The organism is Mycobacterium sp. Dal123C01 (genome assembly GCF_052566995.1).
This window is the reverse complement of record NZ_CP199580.1, coordinates 3,014,908-3,036,749: the sequence shown is the minus strand read 5'-3', so window position 1 is coordinate 3,036,749 and position 21,842 is coordinate 3,014,908. Positions and strand designations below refer to the sequence as shown.

14 protein-coding genes and 1 tRNA gene are annotated in these 21,842 nt (G+C 64.8%); 3 read left to right on the top strand and 12 right to left on the bottom strand.

Annotation, left to right across the window (positions count from 1 at the left end; genetic code table 11):
• Positions 1-7: 7 nt before the first annotated feature.
• The 6 genes from ACTXG5_RS14475 to ACTXG5_RS14450 all read right to left on the bottom strand — a co-directional run bounded on the left by ACTXG5_RS14475 (position 8) and on the right by ACTXG5_RS14450 (position 9,721).
• Positions 8-679, bottom strand: a complete 672-nt coding sequence (locus ACTXG5_RS14475; protein WP_445159479.1) for a hypothetical protein — start codon at positions 677-679, stop codon at positions 8-10.
• Positions 667-1,080 (bottom strand): acyl-CoA thioesterase, encoded by a 414-nt coding sequence (locus tag ACTXG5_RS14470; protein ID WP_445159478.1) that lies wholly within the window; start codon positions 1,078-1,080, stop codon positions 667-669. The genes ACTXG5_RS14475 and ACTXG5_RS14470 overlap by 13 nt, the downstream gene beginning before the upstream one ends.
• Complete coding sequence (locus ACTXG5_RS14465; RefSeq protein WP_445159477.1) at positions 1,077-5,909, bottom strand: NAD-glutamate dehydrogenase; 4,833 nt, start codon at positions 5,907-5,909, stop codon at positions 1,077-1,079. The genes ACTXG5_RS14470 and ACTXG5_RS14465 overlap by 4 nt, the downstream gene beginning before the upstream one ends.
• A gap of 47 nt (positions 5,910-5,956) precedes the next feature.
• Entirely contained in the window at positions 5,957-7,633 is a 1,677-nt protein-coding gene (ettA, locus tag ACTXG5_RS14460) for an energy-dependent translational throttle protein EttA (RefSeq protein ID WP_445159476.1), read from the bottom strand.
• A 111-nt stretch (positions 7,634-7,744) separates the two neighbouring features.
• A complete protein-coding gene (locus ACTXG5_RS14455; protein ID WP_445159475.1) occupies positions 7,745-9,190 on the bottom strand; it encodes an RNA-guided endonuclease InsQ/TnpB family protein in 1,446 nt (481 codons plus the stop codon).
• Between the two features lie 48 nt (positions 9,191-9,238).
• Positions 9,239-9,721 (bottom strand): single-stranded DNA-binding protein, encoded by a 483-nt coding sequence (locus tag ACTXG5_RS14450; protein WP_445159474.1) that lies wholly within the window; start codon positions 9,719-9,721, stop codon positions 9,239-9,241.
• Between the two features lie 129 nt (positions 9,722-9,850).
• On the opposite strand from ACTXG5_RS14450, the gene ACTXG5_RS14445 reads away from it, so the two are divergent.
• Positions 9,851-10,021, top strand: coding sequence for a hypothetical protein (locus tag ACTXG5_RS14445; protein ID WP_445159473.1), 171 nt, complete (start codon positions 9,851-9,853; stop codon positions 10,019-10,021).
• Positions 10,022-10,101: 80 nt separating this feature from the next.
• Here the strand turns inward: ACTXG5_RS14445 and ACTXG5_RS14440 are convergent, their stop codons facing one another.
• From ACTXG5_RS14440 to ACTXG5_RS14415, 6 genes are all read right to left on the bottom strand, one after another.
• Positions 10,102-10,896 carry a PhzF family phenazine biosynthesis protein gene (locus ACTXG5_RS14440; RefSeq protein ID WP_445159472.1) on the bottom strand — a complete coding sequence of 265 codons (795 nt, stop codon included), beginning with the start codon at positions 10,894-10,896 and terminating at the stop codon, positions 10,102-10,104.
• A 112-nt stretch (positions 10,897-11,008) separates the two neighbouring features.
• Positions 11,009-13,042 (bottom strand): cytochrome c oxidase assembly protein, encoded by a 2,034-nt coding sequence (locus ACTXG5_RS14435; RefSeq protein WP_445159471.1) that lies wholly within the window; start codon positions 13,040-13,042, stop codon positions 11,009-11,011.
• A gap of 37 nt (positions 13,043-13,079) precedes the next feature.
• The gene (locus ACTXG5_RS14430; protein ID WP_445159470.1) at positions 13,080-15,434 is read right to left on the bottom strand and encodes a glycerol-3-phosphate 1-O-acyltransferase; all 2,355 of its coding nucleotides are present in this window, start codon (positions 15,432-15,434) and stop codon (positions 13,080-13,082) included.
• Positions 15,431-17,218, bottom strand: a complete 1,788-nt coding sequence (locus tag ACTXG5_RS14425) for an HAD-IB family hydrolase (RefSeq protein WP_445159469.1) — start codon at positions 17,216-17,218, stop codon at positions 15,431-15,433. Before ACTXG5_RS14425 ends, ACTXG5_RS14430 begins: the two co-directional genes overlap by 4 nt.
• On the bottom strand, positions 17,215-18,687 hold the full coding sequence (locus tag ACTXG5_RS14420) for a WS/DGAT/MGAT family O-acyltransferase (protein ID WP_445159468.1): 1,473 nt from the start codon (positions 18,685-18,687) through the stop codon (positions 17,215-17,217). The genes ACTXG5_RS14425 and ACTXG5_RS14420 overlap by 4 nt, the downstream gene beginning before the upstream one ends.
• 186 nt (positions 18,688-18,873) lie before the next feature.
• On the bottom strand, positions 18,874-20,121 hold the full coding sequence (locus ACTXG5_RS14415; protein ID WP_445159467.1) for an alpha/beta hydrolase fold domain-containing protein: 1,248 nt from the start codon (positions 20,119-20,121) through the stop codon (positions 18,874-18,876).
• A gap of 186 nt (positions 20,122-20,307) precedes the next feature.
• Here ACTXG5_RS14415 and ACTXG5_RS14410 point away from each other — a divergent pair.
• A tRNA-Arg gene (locus tag ACTXG5_RS14410) sits at positions 20,308-20,381 on the top strand.
• A 114-nt stretch (positions 20,382-20,495) separates the two neighbouring features.
• Entirely contained in the window at positions 20,496-21,680 is a 1,185-nt protein-coding gene (locus ACTXG5_RS14405; RefSeq protein WP_445159466.1) for an IS481 family transposase, read from the top strand.
• The last annotated feature ends 162 nt before the right edge of the window (positions 21,681-21,842 follow it).

Below are 21,842 nucleotides of genomic sequence, written 5' to 3'. Positions count from 1 at the left end.
AAGCGGGTCAGCGCAACACCAGCGATGGATGCCCGCGCCGGCGGTACACCGAGCCGAACCTCGCGTCCAGACGTAACCACGACGGCATTATCCTCACCCTGATCATTTCGTCGCTGTCGATCGCGTCCGGTGACTGCGGCAGAAAGCCCATGGCGGTCAACGCGAACACACAGCGCATCGGTAGGCCGACGCTTTCGTCGGCGGAGCTGACCCGAATGACCTCCTGATCGAGCAGTGATACCGGCGGGCCGTGGGAACTGCTGTGCTCCTTGGCGAGTCGCGCGCCGCGTTGCGCCAGGTCCAGCATCACCTGGGCCGGTACGTCGTCGAGGTAAGTGAAACCGGATTCCGGGGGCAACGCGCTTCGCCAGGCCGAGTCCATCGCAAAGCCCGGATCGACGTAGCCCGAATCGTCCATCGCGGACAGGCCCTGCGCCAATCCATCAGCAGCGACAGTCATGTCAACCGGACGCACCTTGCCCACCACCACCCGGCTGGCCAGCACGTCGAATCCGGTTGCCATCCATGCCGTGAGCAACCTGGAAGACCGAGCATGGAGCCGGATGACCGCGGCGTCATCGAGCCGCATCGCGTGATCGACGAATGCAGCCAGATCGGCGCGGTGGGCCTGCTTCGATGCCGGACCCAGCCACAATCCGCGATCAGCTAGCGCAGCCACCGTTGCAGGTACTCCCGATGATCTGGAGACAGTCGCACCAACCGCTGCTCCTCGATGTGAACCGCGGCCAGCTGAGACTCGGCGATGACGGCGGGCTTGGACTCCGGATCGGCGTGCAGCGAACGTACTTCGTAGCCCAGCGTGAAGTCGACCGCTCGCAGTCGCTTGGTCCAAATGGTCACCTGCAGAGGCGAATCGGCGAGCCGCAGCTGATCCTTGTAAGTGACCCGCACATCGGCGATCAACAGCCCGATCGTGGTGATGTCGGCACCGAACGGGTCCTTGAGGAAGGGGACCCGCGCCTCTTCGAGAATCGTGACCATCGTGGCGTGGTTGACGTGCTGGTACATGTCGATGTCCGACCACCGCACCGGCACCTGCGCGACATACCCGACGGTCACCCCGACGTCCCCCGCCCGCTGGTGCGGGTCATGCGTCGGATCTGTCGCGCGGCCACCGACAGCGTCGCGAGATCCTTAGCGCCACTCTCGTAGATTTCGGTGAGCGTGCGGCGCGCCCGCTCCACCCGGGAGGCGCTGATGTGTTCCCACTCGGCGATCTTCTCCTCCCCATTTTCCTCCGGCTCCCCCACGGCCAGCACGTCCAGACACAGCGACCGCAGCGAGGAATAAATGTCGTCACGAATCGCCAAGCGCGCCAACGAATGCCAGCGGTCGTAGCGGGGCAGCGCGGAGATCGCGGTGAGCAGGCCGTCGGTGCCCAGCCGATCCATCAGCGCGAAGTACGTGTCGGCCACGTCGGCGGTGTCGGTCTCGGTGATGTCGGCGATGTCGATGATGTCGAGCAGGCTGAAGCGGTACAGGCCGGCGGCCACCAGGTAAGCCAGGTCTTGGGGTGCGCCCTGCGTGGCGAAGGACGCGGCTTCCTGCTCGACGATGGCCTTGTCGTCACCGCGCAGCCACTCCGACATCCGCGGCGTCAGCGCCTTGACCTTGGCCGCGAACCGGTTGATCTCGGCGCCGACGGCCAACGGTTGTGGACGGTAGTTGAGCAACCAGCGTCCGGCACGATCGATCAGCCGTCGGGTATCCAGTGTCATCCGGTCCGACAACGCGACCGGGATATCGGCCGCACGGATGCCTCGCCAGATATGGTCCACCCCAAAGATGGCCTCGGTGGCGACCCAGGTGCGCACCGCGTCGATCGGACCGACACCGACATCCTGGGTGATCCGGTAGGCGTAGCTGATGCCGGCGGCGTCCACCAGATCGTTGATCAACATCGTCGTGACGATTTCGCGGCGTAGCTGATGAGTGCGGATCTCCGGGGTGAACCGTTCCCGTAGCGGTGTCGGGAAGTAACGGGGCAACCGGGACGCGAAGACGTCCTGCTCCGTCAGTTCGGTGGTCAACATCTCCTCTTTGAGGAGCAGTTTGACGTGGGCCATCAACGTGCAGAGCTCGGGTGAGGTGAGTCCGATGCCGGCGTCGGTGCGCCGCGCGATCTCCTTCTCCGACGGCAGCGCTTCCAGGTCCCGGTCGATGCCGTGTTCTTCCAGGTACTTGATCTGCATTGCGTGCACCGGGAGCAGGCTCGCGGAGTTGGCGCGGCTGGTCCCGATCAGATCATTCTGGTCCTCGTTATCGGTGAGCACCAGTTGCGCGACCTCGTCGGTCATCGATTCCAGGAGCGGCTTGCGCTCGTCGGCGTTGACCTTGCCGGCGGTGACCAGCGAGTCGATCAGGATCTTGATGTTGACCTCGTGGTCGGAGCAGTCCACGCCGGCGGAGTTGTCCATCGCATCGGTGTTGATCCGCCCGCCGGCCAGGTCGAACTCGACGCGGCCCAGTGCGGTCACGCCGAGGTTGCCGCCCTCGCCGATCACCTTGGCGCGCAACTGGTTTCCATTGACCCGCACCGGATCGTTGGCACGGTCGCCCACATCGGCGTCGGACTCGGATTCGGCCTTGATGTAGGTGCCGATGCCGCCGTTGAACAGCAGGTCCACCGGTGCGAGCAGGATCGCTTTGATCAGGTTGGGCGGGGCCATCTCGGTGACCTCGTCGTCGATGCCGAGGGCCAGGCGCACCTGCGCGCTGACCGGGATGGCCTTCTGCTCGCGGCTGTACACCCCACCGCCCTCGCTGATCAACGACTTGTCGTGGTCCTCCCAGCTGGACCGCGGCAGGTCGAACATCCGCTGGCGTTCCGGCCACGACGTCGCGGGGTCGGGATCGGGGTCCAGGAAGATGTGCCGGTGATCGAAGGCGGCGACCAACCTGATGTGCTTGCTCAGCAGCATGCCGTTCCCGAACACGTCGCCGCTCATGTCGCCGACGCCTACGACCGTGAAGTCCTCGGTCTGGGTATCGACGCCCATCTCACGGAAGTGTCGTTTGACGGCCTCCCAGGCGCCCTTGGCGGTGATGGCCATGGCCTTGTGGTCGTAGCCGACCGATCCGCCGGAGGCGAAGGCATCGCCCAACCAGAATCCGTACGACTTGGCGACGTCGTTGGCGATGTCGGAGAAGGTGGCGGTGCCCTTGTCCGCGGCTACGACGAGGTAGGCGTCGTCGCCATCGCGGCGAATCACCTGCGGTGGCGGGCTGACCCTTCCGGTTGCATGGTCGACATTGTCGGTGACGTCCAGCAATCCGGAGATGAACAGCTGATAGCAGGCCACGCCTTCGGCGCGGGTGGCATCGCGGTCGGCGGCGGGGTCGCCGGTGGGCAGCGGCGGCCGCTTGAGGACGAACCCACCCTTGGCCCCGACCGGCACGATGACCGCGTTCTTCACCGCCTGCGCCTTGACCAGACCCAGGATCTCGGTACGGAAATCGTCGCGCCGGTCCGACCAGCGCAGCCCGCCACGAGCCACCGGGCCGAACCGCAGGTGCACGCCCTCGACGCGCGGTGAATAGACGAAAATCTCGTACTTGGGGCGCGGCAGCGGAAGCTCGTCGACGAGCTGGGCGTCCAGCTTGATCGCCAGCACATTCCGGGCCCGGGCCGAATCCTCGCGTGTCACAAAGTAATTGGTCCGCAGTGTGGCCTGTACCAGTGACGCGAAGGCACGCAGGATGCGGTCGGTGTCCAGACTGACCAGCGCGTCGATGTCCGTAGCGACCGCGGCGGCGGCCGTCTGCGCGTCGCGACCGGTCGACGATCCCGAGGTCCGGGGATCGAACAGCGCTTCAAACAGCAGCACCAACGATCGCGCGGTCGAGGAATGCTCGTTGAGCACCGATTCGATGTAGGACTGGCTGTAGGGGAAGTTGGCCTGCCGCAAGTACTTTGCGTAGGCGCGCAGCAGCACGACCTGCTGCCAGGTCAGCCCCGCGCGCATCACCAGTTCGTTGAATCGGTCGATTTCGACCCGGCCGTGCCAAATCGCGGTGACCGCCTCGGCGAAACGTTCTGCCATCGCGTCGCCCTCGGCGGGCGTCTCCGCGACGCGGATGGTCGGGTGCGGTGAGATCCGGAACTGGTAAATCCACACCGGCAATTCGTCCGGCCGGATGACCGTGAACGGACGCTCCTCGAGCACGACGACACCCATGCTCTGCAGCATCGGGAGCAGCTGGCTCAGCGAGGCTCCGTGTCCGCCCAAGAACCAGGTCAGCTGGGCCAGTCCCTCCCCGCGATCGGAGAACACCAGCTTGACCGAATCATTCGCCAGCTCTTTGATGATGGCGATGTGGTCGATGGCATCGTCGGGGGTGATGGCCGATTTGTAGACCTCGGAGAATGCGGCGGCGTAGTGCTCGGCGTCGGCGTGGGAGACCGTGCCGGTGGGCGCGGCGGCGATGAGCCGGTCGGACCAGGTGCGCGCGGCCTCGCTGACCAGCGCCTGAATTCGCATTCGGTTGGTTTCCGAGACGTCGACCGGGCCCGCATCTTCCGGTAGACGAACCATGAAATGCATGAGCGCCCAAGGCGATTCGCTGACTCGCGCGGTGAATTCGAGTCGCGTCCCGCCGAATTCGCGAACCAGGATGTCCTCGATCTGCAACCGCACGGCCGTGGTGTAGCGATCGCGGGGCAGATAGACCAGGCAGGAGACGAAGTAGCGCAGCCGGTCGGCGCGCACGAACAACAACGCTCGCTGTTGGGATCCCAAATCCACCACGGCTTTGGCCATCGCGAAAAGCTGCTCGCCACTGAGCGTGAACAGCTCCGAACGGGGGACGGTCTGGATCACGTCGAGTAGCAACTGGGCCGGGTGGACGGGGTCGCTGTCGGCCATCGCCAGCGCCTCGCGGACCCGGCGCGAGATCGACGGGATCTCCAGCACGTCGGCGTTCATCGCGGCGACTGTGAGCAGCCCGACGAAGCGATGCTCGATCACGCCGCCGTCGACGTATTCGCGTACCCCGACGGCATAGGGATATGCCCCGTACCGCAGATAGCTACCGACCGTGGCCTGAGCCAACACCAGCAACTTGTCGTCGTCGGTCAGGCGCGGGCGGGAACCCGTGCGACTGCGCATCACGCCCAGATCGCTCGACCCGTCGCCGGAGACCAGACCATCGTGTACCCGGCAACGCTGGTAGCCCAGCAACAGGAAGTTGCCGTTGCCCAGCCAGCGCAGCAGTGCCGCGACGTCCTCGCGGTCGGGCGCCGAGAAGTGGCCGTCGGTGTTGGCTTCGACATTCGCGGCCAGGTCGCTCAGGGCGGCGATGATTGCTGCCGCGTCGGCCGCCACCTGTTGGACGTCGGAGAGAACCTTGGGCAGCACCCTTTCGACCTCGGCGAGTGCCTTGCGGTCGACAGAGGGCAACAGCTGGATGTGGATCCAGGCCTCGCCGACGTAGTTCGAGGCGCCGGGCGCTTTCGGGTCGATGCTGAGCAACTCCCCCGTCGAGCTGCGATGCACCTCGAACACCGGAGTCATCAGCGCCGTGTAGGAGACGCCCAGCCGGTGCAGCAACACCGTGACGGAATCCATCAGCATGCCGCCGTGATCGGTGACGACTTGCAGCGCGGGCCCCAAGCCCGCGGGATCGTCGGGCGGGTAGACGGCCACGCAGCTTTCGCCGTGCGGGCGGTGTTGGCCCAGTCGGTAGTGTGCGCCCAGCAGCGCCGGGGTGACGATGGCGGCGGCGATGCTCAGGTCGACGGGACCGGTTTCGGTGGCTCCGGGTTCTTTATCGTGCGGGCCGCGATAGGTCTCGATGTAGGCCTTCGAGACCCACTCGGGAATGTCCGACATTTTGGTGAATCTGCTCCACGGCGTAGTTTTCTGCTTCGCTCCGGAACCGATCGTCATGCCGTTAGCTCCCATTCACGACTATGCCTTCGTTGGCAGAGCTGACATTAGCCCCGCGTCAGCTTGCGGTGGGTGACCCGGTGCGGCCTGGCGGCGTCGGCGCCGAGGCGCTCCACTTTGTTTTCCTCGTATGTACCGAAGTTGCCTTCGAACCAGAACCACTTGGCCTCGTTGTCGTCGTCGCCCTCCCACGACAGGATGTGCGTGCAGGTGCGGTCGAGGAACCAGCGGTCGTGCGAAATCACCACCGCGCAGCCGGGGAATTGCTCGAGGGCGTTCTCCAGCGAACCCAGGGTTTCGACGTCAAGGTCGTTGGTCGGCTCGTCGAGCAGGATCAGGTTGCCGCCCTGCTTGAGCGTCAGCGCGAGGTTGAGCCGGTTGCGCTCGCCACCGGAGAGCACTCCGGCCGGCTTCTGTTGGTCGGGACCCTTGAAGCCGAATGCCGACACATAGGCACGCGACGGGACTTCGGTTTGACCGACGTGAATGTAGTCCAGCCCATCCGAGACGACTTCCCAGACGTTCTTCTTCGGATCGATGCCCGCGCGATCCTGGTCGACGTAGCTCAGTTTGACGGTCTCACCGACCTTGACCACGCCACTGTCCGGCTCCTCAAGCCCGACGATGGTTTTGAACAGTGTGGTCTTGCCGACCCCGTTGGGACCGATGACGCCGACAATGCCGTTGCGCGGCAGGGTGAAGGACAGATCCTTGATCAGGGTGCGTCCCTCATAGCCCTTGTCCAGGTGTTCGACCTCGACAACCACGTTGCCCAGCCGCGGCCCGACGGGGATCTGGATCTCCTCGAAATCGAGCTTGCGCGTCTTCTCCGCCTCGGTGGCCATCTCCTCGTACCGCTGCAGGCGGGCCTTGCTTTTGGCCTGCCGTGCTTTGGCTCCGGAGCGCACCCACGCCAGCTCCTCTTGCAGCCGCTTTTGCAGCTTGACGTCCTTGCGCCCCTGCACCGAAAGCCGCTCGGCCTTCTTCTCCAGGTAGGTCGAGTAGTTGCCTTCGTAGGGATAGGCGCGGCCCCGGTCGAGTTCCAGGATCCATTCGGCGACGTTGTCCAGGAAGTAACGGTCGTGGGTGACGGCCAGGATTGCACCCGCGTAGGCGGCGAGATGCGCTTCGAGCCATTGCACGCTTTCGGCGTCCAGGTGGTTGGTCGGCTCGTCGAGCAGCAGCAGGTCGGGCTTGGACAGCAGCAGCTTGCACAGCGCCACGCGGCGGCGCTCACCACCGGACAAGTTGGTCACCGGCTCGTCGGGCGGCGGGCAGCGCAGCGCGTCCATCGCCTGCTCCAGCTGCGAGTCGAGGTCCCACGCGTCGGCATGGTCCAGGTCCTCTTGGAGCCGGCCCATTTCGTCCATCAGCTCGTCGGAGTAATCGGTCGCCATCAGCTCGGCGACCTCGTTGAAGCGGTCGAGCTTGACCTTGATCTCGCCCAAGCCCTCTTCCACGTTGCCGCGAACGGTCTTCTCCTCGTTCAGCGACGGCTCCTGTTGCAGGATGCCGACCGTGGCGTCGTTGGCCAGGAACGCGTCGCCGTTGTTCGGCTTGTCCAGACCGGCCATGATCCGCAAGACGCTCGACTTACCGGCGCCGTTGGGCCCGACGACACCGATCTTGGCGCCCGGGAAGAAACTCAACGTGACGTCGTCCAGGATCACCTTGTCGCCGTGCGCCTTGCGGACCTTTTTCATCGTGTAGATGAACTCAGCCATGCTGGGGTTTTGCCTCTCTGGTTCTTCGAGAATGATCTCGCGGACCATCCTAAAGCGCGTCCGGTAACCCACCTTGAGTCACCGGCGCCGCCCTTCTCGGGCGTCGTCTGTTCAAGCCGATAGTTCGGCCCGGACATCTGTTCCCGCGTCACTCGGACTGGTTTCACCAACACGCGCAAGGTGTCGGCCAGAGCCTTTCCGTCGGCGGGCCTTTTTCACCGGGGCTCGTGCTTCGGGCTCCCGGACCCGGGATTGGGTATCAGCACCGACGCGGTGACGCTCCTCACCCCAGGATGCGAGATTGATCGCGGCATTAAGGTCGCGATCAAGGCTATGTCCCTCAGGACAGGTGAAGACTCTATCCGCCAGTGTCAGTTCGTTGTTACGTGCCTGGCATAACGAACATATCTGGCTCGATGGGTACCAGCGGTCCGCCACCGCGACCATGCCGCCACGCCAAGCCTGCTTGTAATGGACCAACTTCGCGAACTCCCCCCAGGCGGCATCCGAAATGGCTCTGGCGTGTCGATGGTTCGCCATCATGCCCGCGATGTTCAGATCTTCGAGGACGAGCCGGTCGTGGGTCTTGACCAACTCGCCGGAGACCCGGTGGAGGAAATGCCGGCGAATGTTGCGAACACGATGATGATGCCGACTCAGTCTCGCCGCGGCCCGGTTGCGGTTTCTCGAACCCTTCTGTTTGCGTGATAACGATCTTGCAAGGCGACGTTGGCGTTGGAGACCGCGGGCTAGTGCCCGTGGCGGATCGTCGACGCGCTCAAGCTGGCGACCATCGGTGCTCGCCGCAACCAAAAACGCCGACAGCCCACGATCGACGCCGACCCAGCCACCGTGGTCGCTCGACGACCTGGCACGGTGACGGTGAGCCGGGTGCAATTCGGCAGCTTCGACATTTAGGCACACCCACCACCGTCCAGCACGGTGGCTGACGGTAGCGAAACAAACCTTGGCCCGATCTTTAGCCAGCAGACGCCGCAACGGACGTGTGTCATCGTGAACCCGAACAACACCAAGGCCCGGCACGGTGACAGAGCGAGCACGGCCATCGCCTACCCGAATTGCCTGCCAAATGCCGTTGCGGTGCCGGTTGCGCACTCGGAATGCCGGGATGGCGGTGTTCTTCTGCTTGAAGCGAGGAAATCCGACGCGACGGCCCGACCGTTTGCCCACGCGCGAGTCCGCCCACGCGGCCAGAGCCCGACCACAGTCGACAGCGGCCTCCTCGAACACCTGTTGACAAACTTCAGTTCGCCAGGCCAATCCAGTAACCCGGATCTCGATGACACCGTCCGTGTCGACGGCGAACATCCGACCCGCGGCATCGGTCTTCTTCCACGTATTAAATGCGTTGATCAGATCGAAACCCGACCAAGGGACTACCTTGTCCGACGCGCTGGTTGGGGCTGACAACGCATCCTTGACCATCCGCAAGCACTGATTGAACGCGAAGCGCGAGGCGCCCGCATGTCGAACCAAGATGCTGCGCTGTTCGGATGTCGGATCGAGGCAGTAACGGAACGTCGTGTGCCGGGTCATCTTTCAGCTCGGATGGTTGCTCGCCGACTTCAGCCCCTCCCAACAACGCTAAGCCGACAGTGGCAGGGCAGCCGAGTCGTCGGCCTCGACGCCATCCTGAGCATCGGTGTCCTCATCGGCGGCGTCGGGGGCTGCTGCCGTGGACGGCGCGGCATCGGCGGTAGTCGGGCCGGTGTAGCCCGGCTTCTCGATGCGCACGATAGCTCGCGATACGTCCGGGCCGACCGAGGTCGCTCGCATCTCGAGCGACGAGCGTCGATTGCCGTCGCGGTCCTCGTATTCGCTCGTATATACGTAGCCCACCACGATCACCGGGGCGCCCTTGCCCAGCGCGGCACCGACCCCGGTGACGAGCTTTCCCCAGCAGTTGACCGTGATGAACAGCGAGTTTCCCGGCTCCCAACTTCCCTCGCTGGTGCGGCGGCGTGAATTGCTGGCCACCCGGAACTTGATGAGTTCCTGGTTGCCGACCGTGCGGCGCTGCGGGTCGTTGACGATGTGACCGACGACGGTCAGCGGGGTTTCGAACATGAGCTCATTTTCCTTTCGCACTTGTCTCAGATAGCGCTCTTGCTTGCTACCCATTGAGCGCCACGACACCGACGAGTCACCGACGATCCGGTCCGATGGTGGGCAGAGTCTGTGGACAAACTCGCGACTGTGGATCAGGGCGCGAAGGGCCGGCCACCGCGGTCAATTCACCGACGAGCCGCTGGATTGCGCGACCACGGATTGCGTTACCTGGTTGTCGGCCATGTCAGCGTCCTGCAACCCTCGCTGCGAAAAGGCCTTGCGGCCGTCGCGGCATTCTTCAAGATCCGGCGGGGCTGAAGAAACTTTGACATGCCTCGGCTCGGGAAGTCGAAACCCGGGGTCCTCGGCGCATCCACAGTGGTAACCGCAACGCAGCACTAGACGGAACGCTGTATTGCCAACGCACCCCTAATCACGGTGACCGCTTGCCCGGTCAGATTCACTCGATCATCGCGGAGGCGGACCTCGACTCGCCCGCCACGCGCTGACAACTGAGAACCGGTAAGCGTTGTCTTCCCAAGGATCGTTGACCAGTAGGCGCCCAGGCTGCAGTGAGCCGAAGCCGTCACGGGGTCTTCGTTTATCCCTGCAGCGGGCGCAAAAAATCGGGAGACAAAATCAACATCGGCGTCGCCGCGCGCGGTGACAATCACACCGCGGACATCGAGCTCGGCCAGAGCTTCAAAGTCGGGGTTCAAACCGGCGACAGATTGCGCGCGGTCCAATTCGACAAGCAGGTCCAACCGTCCACGCCAAACCGCAAGGGGCGTAACGCCAAGCACCGCAGTCAATCCCAGTGGCGCTGACACCGGCCGAAGGTTGTCGGACGGGAAGTCCAAGGTGATCCGTTCACCCGGCTCTCGTTGAGCGCCGAGAGGGCCGCCAGCAGTGGTGAACAGAAGGGTCTCAGACCAGTCGCCGACTTCCCACAATATGTGCGCCGCGGCCAGCGTGCCACTGCCGCAGAGTTCAAGCTCGCTGCGCGGACTGAACCAACGTAATTCCGTGTTGTCACGATTGCGATACACGAATGCGCTTGCAGGCAAATTCAATTCGCTTGCGAGTCGCTGGAGCCATTCAGTCGCCGGCCAACCCGAATCTAACAGGCACACCGCCGTCGGATTACCGGCAAAAGGTTGGTCAGTGAACGTGTCCACGGTGAAGATACGCATCTCGGTAATTCTTCCCGACATCCAGTGAAACGCATATCCGCTCCCCGACAGATGCGCGCGCGTGGCCCCACTGCGAAAATCGGGGCGCCCGGAAATCGCCGTGACGTTACGCTCACGGATCGCGCGAAGACGGCCCGTGAGACGGCGGCTTCGGTCCTCCCCCGCGTGCCAGTTCGGCCAGCATGGCGTTGTAGGCGGTCAGGTCGGCGTCGTCGTCACGGTCGGCCGCCCGGTCAAGACGCCGCGCGGTGCGCGCGTCACTGCGTGCCCACTGCACCAGTAACGCGAGCATCACGATCACCAGTGGCACTTCACCTGCCGCCCAAGCGATTCCGCCACCCAAGCGTTGATCGCCGAGCAGATCGGTGTGCCAACTCAAGCCGAGAGACCGGTAGTAGGCCGCCCCGAGCACGGTGGGGGTGCCCATCAGCTCCACCCCGAAAAACGCGTGCATGGGCAGCGAGGCGAACACCACGCCCACCTTGGCCAGCGGCGGGATCGGCCGCGGGGTCGGGTCCACGCCGATCACCACCCAATAGAACAGGTAACCGCTGACCAGGAAATGCACGTTCATCGCCAGGTGCCCGGCATGACTGCCCACCGCGTCGTCGAAGATGTTCCCGAAGTACAGGCCGTAGAAGCCCGCGATGAACAGCGCCGTGGCCACGATCGGATTGGTGAGGACGCGGGATAACCGGCTGTGCAGGGCGGCCAACAGCCATTCCCGCATGGCCGGCGGGTCATTGCGCCCGGCGGCGGGCAGCGCTCGCAATGCGAGGCTCACCGGCCCGCCCAGCACCAGCAGGATCGGCACCAGCATCGAGAGCCCCATGTGAGCGGCCATGTGCATGCTGAACATCGCCGGCATGTAGCGGCCGACCCCCGACGACGTCACGAACAGCAAGGTCAGACACCCCAACAACCAGGCCAGGATCCGGCCGGGCGGCCAGTGATCGCCGCGGCGGCGCAGCCGCAGCACCGCCGCCACATACAGCGCGGCCAAAACGATTGCCGCCGTGCCGAAGACCAGATCGAAGCGCCAGTCGAACAGGATGCGCGCCAACGTCGGCGGCCCGTCGAAGTCATAGCCGATCTCGGCTTCGGGAATCGACGGGAGTCGGATCGGTGGCGGCGGCGGTGGGGTGCGGCCCAGCCCGACGGCGATACCGAACGTCACGCCGAACAGGGCCGCCTCGACGAGCGCCAGCCGGATCAGGACATTTCGCGCCGTGGGATCGCCTTGCAGCGCAACGACTCCGGCACGCCGCTGACGCCAGCCCAGGACGCCCAGCGCACACAGTGCGACCACCTTGGCCAGCACCAGCCGCCCATACGTTGTGGTCAGCAGGTCAGCAGGCAACACCCGCACCAGGGCGTTCAGCACGCCACTGACCGCCATCGCGACCCAGCACCACAAGGCGATCGCGGAAAAGCGCCGAGCCGCCAGGGCGAGGTGGTCGCCGCCGCGCAGCGCGTGGGCCAGCAGAGCCAGCAGACCACCGGCCCACAGGCTGGCGGCGACAAGGTGGATCAAGAGGCTGTTGGTGGCCAGGTCATGCGAGCCACCGGCCGACGAGTGACCGGTCAGCCCCAGCGGAATGAGGGTCAGCAGCGAGCCGGCGAGCAGCAACGGCGTCCACGACCAGCGCAGCACCGCCAAGCTGGCCAGCGTCACCACCGCGGCCAGGACCGCTGTCCAGCGCCACGCGGAGGCGGTGTTGACCAGGCTGGCCAACGACCAGAGCTGCACGGGATTGAGGTGCTCGGCCAACCGGTGCCCGGACACATCAGAAATGGTCAGCGGGATCAGCAGGAACGCGCACACCGCCCACACCCCCGACGCGACGGTCCCCAGCCGAAGGGCGCGGTACCCGCCGGCGTCGAGCACGCCGGACTTTTGCGGCGGCACCAGGAAGGCCGCGACGAGGAACGACCCCACCGCCAGGACCGCGGCGATCTCGCCCGCTGCCCGGACGAACGGCAGACCCAGCGTGGTGGCCGAGCCCGGGTTGGGCAATCCGGTGGCGGTCAGCGCATCGGCCAGCGACAACGCACCGATGCCGGCCGCCGTGCAGCCGGCCAGCACCGCGACTCCGGTGAGCAGCGGCCACACCAGTTCACGGGCCTTGGACTGGCCAACCGTCATACGTCCAGGGTATGGGCGGGCACCCGCAAAGCCCGCGCTACCCAACCTGGCGAGCGGTGCGCTCCTGGCGCGCTTGAAATTCGCGGGCGACGAACTGATTGCGCGCGACTTGCTCGACGTGGCCGCAATCCCGCAGAATCGCCCGCAATTCCCGCCGGAAGGCATTCCGGCGGTCGGCCAGATCCGCGGCCGCGGCGATCAGATCCTGGTCGGCAACCACCTGACGCGCGGTCGCAAAGAGCAGCGTGGACACCGATTCGCTGCTACGAACCCGGGTCTGTGCCACGTATTGCCGGCCCACCCCGAGCGCCAACTCCGTCAGTTCCTTCTGCCCGATATCGGCCGGCGCATCGCGCAGCACGTCGGCGACGATCTCGTAGGCCTCGAAGAACACCCGCAACATCGCGTCGGACATCAACGGCCGCTTGGCGAACAGCATCGCGTCGATCTCCTCGCCGCCGGCAGCGACGTGGGCTTCCCAGTCGTCGTGCCATGCCATCTCTTCGGCGATGTTGTCGCGGAATGCCGCCGAATCGGCGAAGTAGAAGTCGAATTTCAGCAGATCGCGCAGCCGCATCGCCTGAGCCCAGAAGGCCTCCATGCGGTCGCCTTCGGCGTGCCTGGCATGCGCCAGGGCGAGTTCGACGATCGAGGTCTCCAGGAAGGCATGGATGACCGAGTTCCGGTAGAACGCGGCGGCGTGTTCCTTGTCGGGCGCGATGAGCCACACCGGCTCGCGCCCGCTGTCGACGCGGGTGATCGGGTGTCCGTTGGACAGTGTGTCGACGGCCGCGCGTACACCGTCGCGGGTGCGCAGCCGCAACGCGCTCGTCGATACCGGGGTGTGCTTGCGGTCGAGGTAGTCCAGCGAGTCCTGCAGCGTGTGGTGCAGTTGGTCGAGCGTCAGCGCCGCCCCGCGCGTGGTGAGCAGCAGGGCACACACCAGGCCCGTCGCGTTCACTGGTGTCGACTGCAGAATCCGCCACGCGACTTCGAACGACATCTTTTGCAGCGCAAGCCGTTTAGCGTCGTTGTCCTGGGCTAGCTGCCCGTGCGACGGCCCCAGGTACTGCCGCATCGAGACCGCTTCTGGGAAGCGGACATAGATCTTGCCGTAGTTACGTTCGCCTTGTGCCTTGATGAAGTTGTACAGCCACAGCACGCCCTCGGGTGTCTTTTCTCCACCGCGGGCGTAGGCGGCGTACTCGGCGGTCTCGTGCAACTGATCGAAGCTGATCGACACCGGCTGCAGCAGAATGTCTTCGGCGCGCCCGTCCAGGTATGCGTCGGCCACATAGGACATCAGACCCAGCTTGGGCGGCAGCATCTTGCCGGTGCGCGAGCGGGTACCTTCGATGGACCAGCTCAGATTGAACCGCTTCTCGACGATGTAGCCGACGTACTCGCGCAGGACGTACTTGTAGAGCGGGTTACCGCCGATATCGCGACGGATGAAGATGACACCGGAACGGCGTAAGAGGGGCCCCATCAACCCGAACGACAAGTTGATACCGGCGAACACGTGCACTGGCGGCAACCGGTTTTCCTGCATCGCTACCGGCACCACCGCGCCGTCGATGTAGGACCGGTGTGAGAACAACAGCACCGCCGGATGAACTTCCAGTCCGGTGCGCATCGCCGCGACCTGAAACTCGTCGTAGTCGATCTCCGGGTCGAATCCGCGACTGAGCGACCTGCCCAGGACGGAAACGAGGTCGACCGACGCCCTGCTCCAGCCGGTGGCGAGTTCGTCGAGCATCTCTCCGGCTTCGTCCACCGTTGCGTTTGGAATATTTTTCACACCGGCACGAAACCGCTTGGACGCCAAGATCTCTGGCTTCATCAGTCGCGGAGATTTGTACTGCGGCCCCAAGATTCGATACTCGGCGCGTTCCAGCGCCAAAAGGGCACGGCGCGTGACGAACTGGGCGAAATCGCGCTCGTTCTCCCCGACGGTGGTGTCGCGCCACTGCTGACGGAGTTCGGACACCTTGGCCGATTCGCCGGCCACCACCCGGGCCCGGTGGGGATCGTTACCCACGATGTGGCGCTGTCGACGCGGGTTGGGGTGATAGGGATCCCAGCCCGGGAACAGCCCGGCCAGCTTGGCGACCCTGCCGCGATCCGGGGGCGGCAGCCAGAACACCCGCACCGGCACAATCGAACGGTCTTCGGCCGACTCGAGCTGATCGACAAGCAGATTCAGCGCTGCCGGCGACGAATCGCCGGAAGGCAATTTCAGCACGTTGAACTTCGCACCCGGACTACGGTCCCGCTGCTGGCCCAGCCAATCCAGCACCAGCTGTGTTTCCACGCTGGAGTCCATCGTCGCCAACAGCAGCGAGTCTTGCGCGGTCAGGACTGCGCTGGTGTCTGCGGCCAACTGGGTCACGTGTGTCCTTCGGGCCGAGGGGTCGACTCGGTGCTGCCGGGCTGATCCGGCCCGGGCTGCGGCGCCTCACCGTTGTTGCGAGCGACCTCGGACGCATTCGGATTCGGCGGGGCCGGCTGCTTTTTGACCTCCACTTTGGACGCAGCTTTTTTGGGCCCGGCCTTCTTGGCGGCGGCTTTCTTGGGCGCGGCCTTTTTGGGCGCGGCCTTCTTCGCCGCGACCTTGGTCCCCGCGGTCTTAGAAGCCGGCTTGGCTCGGGCCTTTCTCGCCGCTTTCTTCTCGGCGTACAGATCGACCTGAGGCAGTTCGTCGACGGGCCAGTTGGCCAACGTGTCCAGATAGAGCTGGCGCACCTCGGCAATATGCTCCGGCAGCGTGTCAACTTCCCAGTCCTGCAACGAAATCGGCGGGAACACCGCTACGTCAACCGTACCCGGATTTATCGTGGCGGAGTTTCGCGCGGCGACAAACTCCGCATTGCGGATGACGATGGGGACGATCGGAATCCCCGCCGCCATCGCCAGACGGAACGGTCCCTTTTTGAACGGCCCGACCTCGGTGGTGTCTAACCGGGTTCCTTCCGGAGCCATCAGAATGGATAGTCCGTTCTTGGCCCGATCTTCGACCGTGCGCATCGTCTCCAGCGCGGCCTCCGGATCATCGCGGTCAATAAACACACCGTCCAACGCCTTGCCGAGCAGGGCCATGATGGGGTTCTTTTGCAGTTCCTTCTTGGCCACGGCAACCCAGTTGTCGCTCACCAGCGCCCCGGCAATAACCGGGTCAACCTGATTGCGGTGGTTATAGATAAAGACGGCCGGACGCTGCGCGGTCAGATTCTCTCGTCCGACGACATTCAAGTGCACGCCAGTGGTCGCCAGGACCAACTGAGAGAAGTTGGAAGTAAAGAAATTAGCGCCGCGCCGCCGGCTACCGGTCAGCACACCCATCGCCACCGCGCCGGCCCCGACCGGGAACATCGAACCGAGCCCGGCAATTGTTCGCACCTGCCGGCGGATGCCGACGGATCCCCGGCTGCTGAATTTCAGCACCGGCCAGCCACGACGCTTGGCGACGGCGGCCATCTTGCCTTCGGGATTGGTCGGCCGTGGATTGCCGACCAAATACATCAGTGCGACATCCTCATCACCGTCGGCGTAGAAGTAACTGTCCTTGAGGTCGATGGTGTTTTCGGCCGCAAACCGTTGTACCGCAGCAGCTTTGCCCGGCCCCCACAAAATCGGCTTCACGACGCCGCCGGTGAGTAACCCGTCATCGTTGGTTTCGAATTTGTTGGTGAGCGTATTGACGATTCCGAGGAAGCGGGCCACCGGATTGACCTGGATGGTCAGCGCCGACGAGCTGAGCACCACGGTGTGGCCGCGAGCCACGTGCGCCCGCACCAGCTCGCGCATCTCCGGGTAGATGCGCGACTCGATCCGTTGCGCAAAGAGCCGCTCGCCGATCTCGTCCAGGTCGGTCAGCAGCCGTCCGGCCAGCGCCGAGGACGCCTTACCGATCAGGTCTTCGAACTCGATGCGCCCGAGCGTATGGTTCAGACCGGCCTGCACCATGCTGAGCAGCTCCCCCACCCCCATATCGCGGCGCCGCAACCGCTCCTGGGTGAGGATGACCGCGGTAAAGCCCGCGACCAAGGTCCCGTCCAGATCGAAGAAGGCGCCGATTTTGGGGCCGGGAGGACTCGAGAGGATCTCGGCAACCGATCCGGGCAACCGCAAATCCTTTGCCGGCGTTGGCTTCTGGCGGTCTTCGGCGGGGCTCATGAGCCTGCCACCGATCGAGAAGCCGCATCGGCCTGCTCGGCGAACGAAGCCGGCACCGCACGCGGAGGCGGATCATCGGCCAGCGCGAGAATTTCGTCGAAACCCTCCAGCAGGCATTGGGCGAACAATGCCTCCTTCTGCACGGCAGCCCGGTCGTAGCGCACGGTGATGGTGCACCACCCACCCCGGGAAATCAGCACCACCATCATCGCCACGCCGGGCAGTGGGCCGATCCCGTACTGCCGCAACACCTTTGCACCGGCGATATAGGTGTCGCCCGGGTAGACCGGAACATTGCTGGCCTGCACGTCGGAGCCGACCACCGAGCCGGTGATCCCTTCCAGCACCGCAGACGGCAACACACTCAGCACCGGTGCCATGGAACCGATGATGTTCATCGCGGCCTCGTCACGGCGCTGCGTCATCTGGGCGCGAATCTTCTTCATCCGCGCCACCGGATCCGCGGTACCCAGCGGTGCCGCCAAGTTGACGCCGGTGAAGCGGTTGCCGCCGGCCGTGTCGGCATCGGCGCGCAAGCTGACCGGCACCGCCATCGGTAGCGTGCTGATCGGCACACCGAGAGCCTGGTGATAGCGCCGCAAGGCGCCGCACAGACCCGCCAGATACGCGTCGTTGATGGATCCACCGCCGGCTTTTGCGGCCTTGTGCAGGTCGGAGAGCGGAATGTCGATTGCTTCGGTCCGAGACGCCAGGCTGCGCCGGCGCAGCAGCGGCGAGGGCTCGGCGGCCCGGTTGATCACCCGCACGCCCGAGACGGCGTACTCCACGATCCCCGACACCGTCGACACGGGTTCGAGGATCGCCCGCCCTGCCGCCGAGACCGCCCCGGCGACCGCGCCCGCGACACTGCCGACAATGGCCAGCGGCAGGCGGTTGAAGCCCTGGCGCATCAGATCGTTGGGTGACAGATCCTGCGGGACGGGTAGCGGGGGTGTCGGCTTGGACGGCGGGTCGCGCTCGAGGTCATAGATCTCGGCGAACATCTCGACGCCGCCGACACCGTCGGTGACGGCATGGCTGACATGCAGCAGCGTTGCGGCCTTGCCGCCGCGCAGACCCTCGACCAGGGTGGCCGTCCACAGTGGCCGCGATATGTCCATCGGTGACTGCAGGATCAGCTCCGCGAGATCGAATACCTCACGCAGGGTGCCCGGTTCGGACACCCGGACTCGCCGGACATGGAAGTCCAGGTTGAAATCGGGGTCCACCACCCAGCGCGGTGCGGCCGTCGGCAGCGTCGGTACGACAACCTTCTGCCGTAGCCGCAGCACCTTTCGCGAGGCATTTTCGAATCGGGTCCGGAACCGGTTCCAGTCCGGCGTGGTGTCGAGGAGTTCCAACGCCATGATTCCCGAACGGGTCCGCGGATTCGCTTCACCCCGATGCAGCAGATAGTCGACTGGTCCAAGCTCGTCGGACAATCCATTGGCCCCGACCGGCTCACTCATGATCATCCACTCGACGCGTCAACCTCGTCACCGCCGATCAAGCCTCCTGCCTCAGCTCCGCCAACCGGATAGCCACACCAAACGCTAGTCGCGTTCACGCGCTGGTGAAAGGCACGATTCAGTCGCTACGGCAGGTGCAGCGGCCTGGCGGACGAAACGTTGTAACAGACGGTTGATCTGCGCAACTCAGCTGGCCGACGTCGCCGAGAGCGGCCACGAATCCATCAGCGAGCTCGCGCGCTGCCCATAGACGATGCCCAAGAAGTCGGCGACCGCGTTGGCGGCCAGCCGCGATCGGGCCGTGGACAGGATGTCGAAAGCGTGGTGGGCGTTGGCGAGCTCGGCGTATGTCACGGTCGGGGCTCCGGCGCCGCGCAACGCCGCGCAGAAGGTCCGGGCCTGGGTGCAGGGCACCAGTTCGTCTTTCTCGCCGTGGAGCACGAAGAACGGGGGCGCTTCGTCGTGGACGTAAGAAATTGGCGACGCCGCCTCGAACCGCTCGGGTGTGTCGGCGTATCGAGCGCGCATGACGAACTGCTCGAGGAACGGGAGCATCAATTCGTGCATGGTGTCGGCGTTGGTGAAGTCGTAGACGCCGTAGTAGGGCACGGCCGCCTGAACAGTGGTGTCGGCGTCTTCGAATCCGGGCTGAAACCGTGGGTCGTTGGGGGTGAGCGCGGCCAACGAGGCCAGGTGTCCGCCCGCCGAGCCGCCGGTAATCGCGATGAAGCTGGGATCGCCGCCGTAGTCGGCGATGTTCTCGCGGACCCAGGCGATCGCCCGCTTCACATCGATCAGGTGCGCCGGAAAGGTGGAGCGCGGACTCTTGCTGTAGTCGATCGACACGCAGATCCAGCCGAGTTCCACCATCCGGCTCATCAGCGTGTAGGCCTGACCGCGTTTGCCGTTGACGGCCCACGCCCCGCCCGGGACCTGGATCAGCACCGGCGCCCGCCGGCCCGGCGCCAGGTCATGACGCCGCCAGATGTCGAGCAGGTTGTCGCGACCACCCGGACCGTAGGAAATGTCGGAGGTCTCCGCGGCGTACCGGCGGTGGGGCCCCGGCCGGTGCAACAACCCGCCGCGGGGTGCGCACTCGGATTGTTCGCAGGCCGGATGGCTGACCTGGTCTGCGTAGTCCGTCCCGAAGGACTCCTCGAGAGCCGCGGTGAGCGTCTGCTCGGCACGCTGCCCAGCCCAGGTGGCGCCAACCCGACCGATGGACGGTGCCGACACCCGGGACAAGGCGTGCCCGGTCACCACCTGCGGGGGAAATTCCGTAGACAGCCAGCCGGCAAACCAGCCCAGCGCAGACGGCGATCCGCGTAGCAGCAGGCCAGCCGCCCGGGAGGCACCTCTGGCGTCGGCTACCAGGCGGAACGCTTGGGAACCCGCGCTCACGTACCGCGCAGTCATACTCGTGGCCACGCCCATTGAATCGGCACTCCCCGACGTTATGCACACGCCTCGTTGCGGTTAACAGCTGTTTACTAGCTGGTGTTGTACGTGTGTCGAGGTTCAATACGATAACTGATTTCAATAGCGGTGCAATGCTTTTCGCGCGTGTCGTGTCGGCGAGTCGGGTCGGGGCCGATAGTTGGATAGACTGACCTGCGCATTGCCTCCGTAGCTCAGGTGGATAGAGCAAGGGCCTTCTAATCCCTAGGTCGCACGTTCGAGTCGTGCCGGGGGCACTTTTACCGCTGTATGACGTCGGCTGATGCTTGACGTTTCGTCTTCGGTTGATGCGCGACAGTGTTTCGGCTGATGGTTGACAGTTACTTCGGTTGATCCTTGACACTCCCTAGATGAGGGAGTTGAGCGTGGCCGAGCAGCGGTATGCGGCCGTGATGGCGGTGATTGGTGATGGCCTGTCGATTTCGCAGGTCGCCGAGAAGGTGGGAGTGTCGCGCCAAACGCTGCACTCGTGGTTAGCCCGCTATGAGGCTGAGGGCCTAGAGGGGTTGGTGGATCGGTCGCATCGGCCGGTGTCGTGTCCGCATCAGATGGTCGCCGAGGTGGAGGCGGTGCTGCTGGAGCTGCGGCGCTCGCGCCCGTATTGGGGGCCGCGGCGGCTGGTGTTCGAGTTGGCCAGGCGCGGTGTTGGGCCGGTGCCCTCGGAGTCGGCGGCCTATCGCGCGTTGGTGCGGGCCGGGATGATCGATCCGTCGGTGCGGGATAAGCGCTCACGTAAGTGGAAACGCTGGGAACGCGGCGCCCCGATGGAGTTGTGGCAGATGGACATCGTGGGCGGTTTCCCGCTGGCCGATGGCACCAGCGCCAAAGCGTTGACCGGCATCGACGACCATTCGCGAATGTGTGTCTGTGCGCACTTGATGGCCCGTGAGCGCACTAGGGCGGTCTGTGATGGGCTGCGCGCGGCGTTGGTCAGCTATGGGGTGCCCGAGCAGATTTTGACCGATAACGGCAAGGTCTTCACCGGCCGGTTCAACCACCCGCCGACCGAGGTGCTGTTCGAGGCGATCTGTCGTGAACACGGCATCGAGCATCTGTTGACCCAGCCGCGCAGCCCGACCACAACGGGCAAGATTGAGCGGTTCCATCGCAGCTTGCGCGCCGAATTCCTCAGCAATAAACCAGCTTTCACCAATCTCAAGACGGCTCAGCAGGCCCTCGATGAGTGGGTCGATGAGTACAACACCAACCGGCCGCACCAGTCACTGAAGATGGCCACACCGGCCCAACGGTTCCGCGCCGGTGTGCCTGCTGGCCCACCTCAGCGATCTGTGACCGGCCCTGACCGTAGCGGTTCTGATTGGGTCAGCCGCCGGGTCACCACCAACGGGGTGGTGTGCGTGTCTTGGCAGCAAGTCAGCATCGGTCGCTACTACGCCGGCGCCCGCTGCGATGTCCACGTCGACGGTGAGCTGCTGCGGTTCTGGATCGGCGATCAATTGGTCAAAACCGCCGCCCGACGCACCAACGCCGAGGTACGAATCAAACGGGCCATGCGCACCAGCGCAGGCACCTAAAACACAACACGAGTGTCAAGGATCAACCGAAACAGATCCGTCAACCATCAACCGACTCTGAACAGGGGCACTTTTACCGCCTCGAGCGGCACACTTTCGCCCTGACTACCAGGAAAAACGGGCTGCTAAGACTCAAAGCGGGCGCCTGACCCTAATTCGCAC

Excerpts from the sequence above, each read along its gene's own strand:
- ACTXG5_RS14455 (WP_445159475.1), bottom strand. The coding sequence starts at position 9,190 with ATGACCCGGCACACGACGTTCCGTTACTGCCTCGATCCGACATCCGAA.
- ACTXG5_RS14465 (WP_445159477.1), bottom strand. The coding sequence starts at position 5,909 with ATGACGATCGGTTCCGGAGCGAAGCAGAAAACTACGCCGTGGAGCAGA.
- ACTXG5_RS14405 (WP_445159466.1), top strand. The coding sequence starts at position 20,496 with ATGAGGGAGTTGAGCGTGGCCGAGCAGCGGTATGCGGCCGTGATGGCG.
- ACTXG5_RS14450 (WP_445159474.1), bottom strand. The coding sequence starts at position 9,721 with ATGTTCGAAACCCCGCTGACCGTCGTCGGTCACATCGTCAACGACCCG.
- ettA (WP_445159476.1), bottom strand. The coding sequence starts at position 7,633 with ATGGCTGAGTTCATCTACACGATGAAAAAGGTCCGCAAGGCGCACGGC.
- ACTXG5_RS14415 (WP_445159467.1), bottom strand. The coding sequence starts at position 20,121 with ATGGGCGTGGCCACGAGTATGACTGCGCGGTACGTGAGCGCGGGTTCC.
- ACTXG5_RS14420 (WP_445159468.1), bottom strand. The coding sequence starts at position 18,687 with ATGAGTGAGCCGGTCGGGGCCAATGGATTGTCCGACGAGCTTGGACCA.
- ACTXG5_RS14440 (WP_445159472.1), bottom strand. The coding sequence starts at position 10,896 with ATGCGTATCTTCACCGTGGACACGTTCACTGACCAACCTTTTGCCGGT.
- ACTXG5_RS14435 (WP_445159471.1), bottom strand. The coding sequence starts at position 13,042 with ATGACGGTTGGCCAGTCCAAGGCCCGTGAACTGGTGTGGCCGCTGCTC.
- ACTXG5_RS14425 (WP_445159469.1), bottom strand. The coding sequence starts at position 17,218 with ATGAGCCCCGCCGAAGACCGCCAGAAGCCAACGCCGGCAAAGGATTTG.